8 protein-coding genes are annotated in these 7,582 nt (G+C 43.9%); all 8 read right to left on the bottom strand.

The features are described from left to right. Positions 1–212: 212 nt before the first annotated feature. A complete protein-coding gene (locus QVA83_RS18955) occupies positions 213–434 on the bottom strand; it encodes a helix-turn-helix domain-containing protein (protein WP_014950268.1) in 222 nt (73 codons plus the stop codon). A gap of 366 nt (positions 435–800) precedes the next feature. Then, a complete protein-coding gene (locus QVA83_RS18950; RefSeq protein ID WP_287498809.1) occupies positions 801–1,313 on the bottom strand; it encodes a WbuC family cupin fold metalloprotein in 513 nt (170 codons plus the stop codon). Between the two features lie 13 nt (positions 1,314–1,326). Then, positions 1,327–3,390: a glycoside hydrolase family 97 protein gene (locus QVA83_RS18945; RefSeq protein WP_287498808.1), complete on the bottom strand. Its 2,064-nt coding sequence runs from the start codon at positions 3,388–3,390 to the stop codon at positions 1,327–1,329. Between the two features lie 94 nt (positions 3,391–3,484). Then, entirely contained in the window at positions 3,485–4,489 is a 1,005-nt protein-coding gene (ylqF, locus tag QVA83_RS18940; RefSeq protein WP_014977114.1) for a ribosome biogenesis GTPase YlqF, read from the bottom strand. Positions 4,490–4,527: 38 nt separating this feature from the next. Further along, complete coding sequence (locus QVA83_RS18935; protein WP_049587156.1) at positions 4,528–5,310, bottom strand: TrmH family RNA methyltransferase; 783 nt, start codon at positions 5,308–5,310, stop codon at positions 4,528–4,530. Positions 5,311–5,486: 176 nt separating this feature from the next. After that, the gene (locus tag QVA83_RS18930; protein WP_014977116.1) at positions 5,487–5,792 is read right to left on the bottom strand and encodes a hypothetical protein; all 306 of its coding nucleotides are present in this window, start codon (positions 5,790–5,792) and stop codon (positions 5,487–5,489) included. A gap of 4 nt (positions 5,793–5,796) precedes the next feature. Next, a complete protein-coding gene (locus tag QVA83_RS18925; protein ID WP_014950274.1) occupies positions 5,797–6,078 on the bottom strand; it encodes a hypothetical protein in 282 nt (93 codons plus the stop codon). Positions 6,079–6,224: 146 nt separating this feature from the next. Further along, positions 6,225–7,582: aminotransferase class I/II-fold pyridoxal phosphate-dependent enzyme (locus tag QVA83_RS18920; RefSeq protein ID WP_287498807.1), on the bottom strand; the 1,358-nt coding region annotated here is incomplete at its 5' end.

The raw sequence follows: 7,582 nt of genomic DNA, 5'->3' as shown, positions 1-7,582 counted from the left end.
AACGGCCATGTAAGACTCCTTGTAATCGGTTTAGCTTTATTTTAACCCAGGAGTATTTTAGTTAAAGCGAATAGTCGTAAAAATATGCCTATTCGATGCGTGCACTAGACAAACAGAGCCAGCTTTCTTTAACAAAGCCCTATTATTGGTAAACACTACCTAGTGAATACACACTTTTGAAGAACACCAAATATGTCTTAGCTACAATTTCACTACCCTACTTGCAAAGTAGCGCCATCGGGCATAGTCACTTCAATCTTCATGTTACCACCAACCGCTGCTAAATAAGCCGCTGCACGTTGAAGTGAAACGTCCTGAATACGTTTTGATTCCAACTTACTTACGCCAGAAGCTGTGACCGATAACGCCATTGCTACTACTTCCTGTTTAACTCTGTGCTGCTTTCTAATGTCACCTAGTGTGATTTCTTTCATTGTCTTTTACCGAGAATTACGGGCATTAAAAAAGCCCAGATGGTGATACCTTCTGGGCTTTTGCAAAACGTTCTACCTGCAGTGCCCAGAAACCAATACTTGCCCCTGAACACCGACGGTCAGGTGCAATCAGTAATTAAAATTATAAAAATAACCAGTTGAAACGTTTTGCATGATAATTCTCTTTTCACAATGCGCTTGTACAATCGGCCCTTTGCCGCGACTAAGCTAAATGTATTGGCCTCGGTGCTTTTTAAATATATAGCAGCGGCCTTCTGTTACTTATCCTTAACCATACCATGTAGATAAGCAATAGCAATGACTTTCCAAAAAGGAAAGTGCCGAAAGCCGGCTATAAGCGCTTTATTAGGCAAGTAGAGGCTTTAAAAAACGTACGTTATCACCCACCGCCGCTTGCTTAAGTGATGCTAGAAAATTGGGGACCTGGTCGCTTCCTTCTTCAGGAGACCAGCTTGCAAAGCCTTTATCATCGGTGACTTCGTAAGGACCCTGTTTAACTTCCATGAAAACTACTGGGCTATGACACACCGTTGCGTGCCAGGTATTAGGAGGAATCTCAATTCCGCTGGTCTCTCCACGAGCCGTTAGCGTCACTCTGTTTTCAACGTCGCCATCGTCGCTGAAAAATAGAATGTCTAACTCGCCCTCTACCACCATGAAGAACTCCCACTTATGAGACTGTACATGTCGATGAGGCCGCACGTAGGAGTCAGGCATCATTGCAATAAACAAACGCTGTACCATGTCGGTATAAGATTTATGTACGTTCAAATTAGCCCGTCGGCGAGGACTTTCCTCAGCCGACTGTTTAAGCGTTTCAAACAACGCTTTATCAAAATACTGAATCTTATCCAACATCACACCCTGTCTATTATTGCGATAGTAATTTAAAGCGTATCGCTCCTCCCCCCGATGGCGCAAGCTTTAATGACAAGACATCAGCAGACGTCACTACCTTTTTCTCGATGTTCATTGCGTAGGGGTTTGTTTTCCAATGCGCTTTCTCTCCATCCAGATAGAACTGCGCTTCATACTGCTGACCTTCCTCTAGAAAGGTTAGCGGTAGTGATAACTCTCTGGCTTCTTCATTCGTAATCGCACCAACAAACCAATCGTTTTCAGAGTAGGATGTGTGCTTGCTCGCTTTACGCGCCATTACAATATATTCGCCCACTTCTCCTTGAAGCGCTCTACTATGAGACCAATCTGTAGGGACGTCTTTGATAAACTGAAACGCCGGTAAATTATTCTCATAATTACGAGGTAAGTCTGCTGCCATTTGGATAGGGCTGTACAGCACTACATATTGGGCCAGTTGCTTGGCAAGCGTTGTTTGAGGGCGCATAACCTCTCCTTTGCCCCACTCTATTCCGCCGTCATTTTTTCTTATGTAGTCAAAATTGAAAATGCCAGGTGTGAAATCCATCGGACCAGCGAGCATGCGAGTAAACGCCAACATGGGAATATGGTTAGGCGGATTAGGTGCCGCCCACCCTGAGTTGTATTCCTGACCACGAGCGCTTTCTCGCGATATCCAGTTCGGATAAGTACGGCGAAGGCCGGTATCTTTTACCGATTCATGAGTGTTGATGGACAACTGATATTTCGCAGCGGTTGTGACGTTTTTAATGAAATGATTTACCACGTCCTGGCTGTCGGTATATTCATAGCGCAGTACGTTGTTGTCGTCGCGCACTTTGAGATTTTGGCCATGGGCAACATAGCCCGTTTTAATTTGAAAGCCCCCCAGCTTGTTGTACAGGGCAAAACCGTCTTCCATCTGCGCTTCGTAGTTGGTTATTCCTCCTGATGTTTCATGGTGTCCTATTAACTTCACGCCAACTTTCTCGCCGTAGCTGGTCACCGCTTCAATATCAAAGTCTGGATAACTTTCTGTGAAAGAAAATAACTCTGAATTCGCTATCCAATCACCATCCCAACCTTTATTCCAACCTTCAACCAATACACCATCAAAACCGTGTTTAGCGGCGAAGTCCATGTATTGCTTTGTGCGCTGAGTAGTAGCACCATGCTTGTCTCCAGAGCCCCACGTATACTCATCAATGTGCATTCCCCACCAAATACCTATGTATTTTCCTGGTTCAACCCAGCTCACGTCACCGAGTTTATTTGGCTCATTAAGATTCAAAACAAGGTATGAATTAACCAAATCCGTTGCGTCATTTCCTAACGTAATAGTGCGCCATGGAGTAACAAAACTGCCAGTTTTATGCACCAAACTCCCGTCGTGACGAGGTGCCAGCGACGCTGTAAAACGCCCTAACTCTTGTCTTTTAAGGCTCATACCCGCGTAATCAACAAGGGCAGCTTCATGAATAGCGACATGAGTGCCGTTTTCATACTTCACCGTGAATGGCGTGTGAGCGGTGTGAACGTCTTGCAGATTAGTGGATTGATAAACATATTCATATCTATCTCGACCATGGGCAGGGATCCAAAACGCTTTTGCTTGATGAGAATCGACTAAGTTAAATTCAGTCAGCTCTCTAGTAATTATGCGATTACCGCTTGCAGGTAGCTCGTAGCGAAAGCCGATACCATCGTTAAAAACTCTGGCTCTCACAAGAAAAGTGCGGTCTTTATCGCTAGGGTTATAGAACTTGACCAAAAGCTCATTGTGGTTGTCGCGAATGTTTCGCTGCTCTCCCCACGGCTGCTGCCATGTTTGATCCACCGTATTCCTGCTTATCTCTTCTACTTTAAAGTCGCGATATAAAGGGGCGGCTTTTGCAAAAGTAAAACCAAGCTTACCGAGCCCTAAAACGGGTTCTCCATTAAATGACACCCGATATTGCGCTAATTCGCCATCATCTGTGAACGATAACTTTACTTTTTTATCTGGGGAGAGAACCGACAACTCATTAGCTATTGAAGGCAAGGAGACGGCCAATAGAAGGAGCAAAAATACGCGCATCAAATATCCAACAAAAGTTGTTAACCTAATGTTAGTATCAAGTGATAGCGAATTTTTGCAACCTATTTCTTAATCGATTAAGCCTATTTTTTGGTTAGCGCTTATTTTTCTTCATCCTACGGCTTTGTTCTTGACGCTTCTCTTCTCGTTTTTCTTTCCGATCTTTCTTATCCGGCGTTAACGAGCCTGTTTTGAATTTTGCTTTACGCTTGGCTTTCGCTTCAGCTTTCTTCGCCGCCTCAAGTGCCATTTCTTCTTTTTCGACTTCCAGCATTTCTGGTGTCTCAAGGGTTATTCGCCCTAACTTACCCGACTGCAGTTCTTTAAGCAGGATCTCGCATATTTTATGAAGGTTTACACGACCACCCGCTTGAATTGCCCCACGCGTTTTGGCGGCGGCTTCCAGAAACTCTATTTCAGTATCTGGCAACTCGTCCAGCTTGTAGCGCTCCTTCATTACCTCTGGATACGCTTTAATGAGGTAATCTGCCGCAAAAAAACCGACATCGTCGTATTCCATGGCAGTATTTTTAACAGCGCCCGATGAAGCTAACCGATAAATTGAATGTGGGTTTTCAAGCTTAGGCCACAGTACTCCCGGTGTATCAAACAAGATAATACCGCTGCCTAAATTTATGCGCTGCTGGCTTTTCGTTACAGCGGGCTCGTTGCCTGTTTTAGCAATGATTCGGTCGGCTAGAATATTAATTAGCGTCGATTTACCCACGTTAGGTATACCTGTGATCATAGCTTTAATTGCTTTTGGCTGACCTTCTTTATACGAACAAATGCTTTTAACCAGCTGCATAATTTGCTTGCTGTTGCCCGGGTTATCGCTAGAGGTCGTGATCGTCTTCACGCCGCGCTCTTTCTCTAAGCTCTCCTGCCAGCGCGCAGTAATTTCTGGGTCTGCCAAATCATACTTATTAAGAATTTTAATACAGGGTTTATCGCCGCGTATTTTTGCAATTTCAGGGTTTTCACTTGAATATGGAATACGTGCGTCAAGCACCTCAATAAGAATGTCTACTTGATTAAGCGACTCTTTAATTTCTTTCAGGGCCTTGTGCATATGCCCTGGGAACCATTGTAATGCCATGGTTGTTTCCTATCGTAATCGAGTTGAGGGGAGTGTGCTTAACGGGTTAATTCATAAGCGCAGATATTCACAGCGCTGGCTAAGTTTAACGAGTCAATCTTACCGCTTCCCGCAATGGTATACGCCGTTGCGTTTAGCTTTGATAGTGCGTCAACAGGCACGCCACGGGCTTCGTTACCAAACAGATAACACTGATAATCACCAAAGGTGTTAGAGGTGATATTACTACCATTCATATCCAAGAAAGCGAAACGTTCGAACCGCTCGCCTAGGCTTTCAAGCGCCACGTTTAATTCCATGTTTACATGGAAAATAGCCCCCATACTTGAGCGTACAACTTTCGAGTTGTATGGATCTACGCTATTTGGGCTTAGTAATAATGTAAAATCCCCAAACCACGCTAGCGTTCTTAGTATGGTGCCTAAGTTGCCAGGGTCTTGAACTTCATACAAATAAATGTACTTTTCGGCACTGGATTTGTTTGCTGAAATGCTGGTTTGTGACCGCTCTGAATATAACGCGGAGTTAGGAAGTGGAACGCGAGCAATAATACCTTGAGGTGACTTAGTATCGCTGAGTTGCTGCATTTGTTGAGACGATACCGTTTCCACCTTCATATTAGAGACTGAAGAATCAAGTTTTTCTTTCAGCCACGCCTCATAATTAGCTGTCACATAAAGGGTTATATCACCTAATGTACTGCTGTCATGCTGAGCAACATTAATTAACTCTAAAACTAAGTGCTCTCCTTCCACCAAATAGAATCCGAACTGCGTTCTAAATTTCTTTTGATGAAGCTTTTTCACGTCACTTAGTTTCATTTGCACTGCCCTTTTTATAACTTTCGGCGCAAGTGTAAGGTATGAAACCCAAAACGCAAAGCGGCAACGCTTAATAGTGAAACAAATAATGAGAGAAAAAGATTGTAGTGGAGAAATACGGGATAAAGGAGAGTATCAAAAAGGCGTTTCAAATATACTTGTAAACGCCTTTTTAATTACCGAGATACCAAGACACCTAAAGCGTTCCAACGTTTGCGTGGCTCACCAATTGGAATACATAAGCAGGCCTCTTCTTTTTCACTTGGTAAAATCTGACATACAACATTTGCACTTTTAAACTCGTGAGCAAGTTCTGTTGCAAATATTTCCGTCACACCTTCCACCAGCACAAACTCGTTTTGCTTTTTCAACGCTGTAGCCAACTCTTCTACCGCTTTTAGTGAAAGGGGCCACAAAGTACGCAATACTCTTAACGATGCAACTGAGGTGATATCGCCACCTTGAATTTGTACTTTAAACATTGAATTACTCGTCTAATGTTGTTGCTTCTTGAGTATCATCACTCGTTGACGCTAATGACGTGCCAGCGGCAAATCCACCTGCGCCTGCTAAACCAATACCAACGACACCAACTCCGATTTCACCAAGCGTTGCAGCGCCCGCAAGAGCAATGGGCACTGTTGCTAACCCTGCTGTGCCAACAATGGCAATACCCAAACCAATCATAGCAATACCAACGCCTAGCTGCTCCCAACCATCAAAGCCGCCGGACACCATTTCAATTTCACTTGTATTTAACTCTTTCATTTACATTTCCTTGTTTTATTAGGCTTCCATTCGAAGCCAAAAACAGGGTAAAAAATGGAATAACAAATAGAAACTGTTCGATGGACGGGTTTTAAAACACTTAAGAGCTAAAGCATCGTCCAAACTGGTTTGGTTCGCTTTTTTTCCTACTGTTGGTAAGCGACAACATAAATTTCACCGTCGTAAATACCTTGGACGGTAAGCTTCTGGCTTGCCAGTGCCTGAAGGTAGTCAATGTGCGCTTGTTCCACTTTCTGTCCAGGAACAATAAGCGGAATACCAGGCGGATATGGTGTAATTAAACCTGCTGCAGTGCGTCCAACGCTGTTTTGCCATGGAATGGCTTCCCTAGGGCTGAAAAACGCTTTTGACGGAAGGTCATCTAAATGAATTGGCGGAATGTCTGCCGGTAACGGACTCTTGCTCTTGCGCTTGCTTAGGTTAACGGCGCCATCATCAAGACGTTTTAACGCGTTGTATAGCCTTACAATTTTAGAGCGCATTCCACCTAGCGTAAGCAGTACTAGAATAGTGCTATGAGTGAACTTCTCTATTTCTAAACCGACTTCGTCCATCAAGAAACGATGTATTTCTTGATTAGAGTAATCTAGCGCAGATACGTCAATTAAGATTTTAAGCGGGTCGTGCCCAATGTTATCGCTTTCAAAGTGAGAAAACATATTTGCAAAGTCACTAGGCGAAAGTATTTTAAGTCGCTTGAACTTGGCCATTTGCGATTTGAGTTCGGCAACATTGCTTAATAGCTCATTAAGGATTTTGTAGCCTTCCATTTCCAGCTGCTGACGACATACATCAAGCGAGGCAATCAGTTGATACTTGGGCGAGGTACTGGTGTGAATTGCAAACACTTCTTTAAAAAAGTCTTTATCGAAATCTGGATCGTTTACATGAATAAAGGATGCTTGCGAGAACGCCGACACCACTTTGTGCGCAGAGTGAGTAATATAGTCTGCCCCAGCGGCGATAGCCGAGTAGTCACGCAATGCAGGATGGAACAAGGAATACGCAAACCATGCTTCGTCAATGAACACTTTAATGCCATGCTCGTGGGCTAAATTTACGACTTGCTTAAGGTCAGTCAATAACCCGTCGTAGGTACAGCCCGTCAAAACGATAAGTTTAGCGTCAGTATTTTCTTCAATAAGCTGCTTAATTTGCGCTATTCTAGGCGGTGAGAAAATACCGTATTCAGGGTTAAATACACTGTCTAAATACACCGGCATGGCTCGCGCCTGAATAATGCCGTAGTGCACTGACTTGTGGCAGTTTCTGTCGGCAATTACTTTGTCGCCTTCGCGCAACAGCGTCTGCAAAATGATTTTGTTTGATGTCGAAGAGCCGTTCGTGACGAAATAGGAATGGCGAACTTCAAATGTATTCGCGACAGCGGCTTGCGCTTTACCAATAGCGTGAGTGCCATCTGATAGTGAGCCCAGCGAGTCTACGCTTACCGATAAGTCACTAACAAACACGTTACGACCAA

This window comes from Alteromonas sp. AO-Serp (assembly GCF_017849675.1).
GTDB lineage: Bacteria > Pseudomonadota > Gammaproteobacteria > Enterobacterales > Alteromonadaceae > Alteromonas > Alteromonas macleodii.
This window is presented reverse-complemented; position numbering and strand designations above follow the sequence as displayed.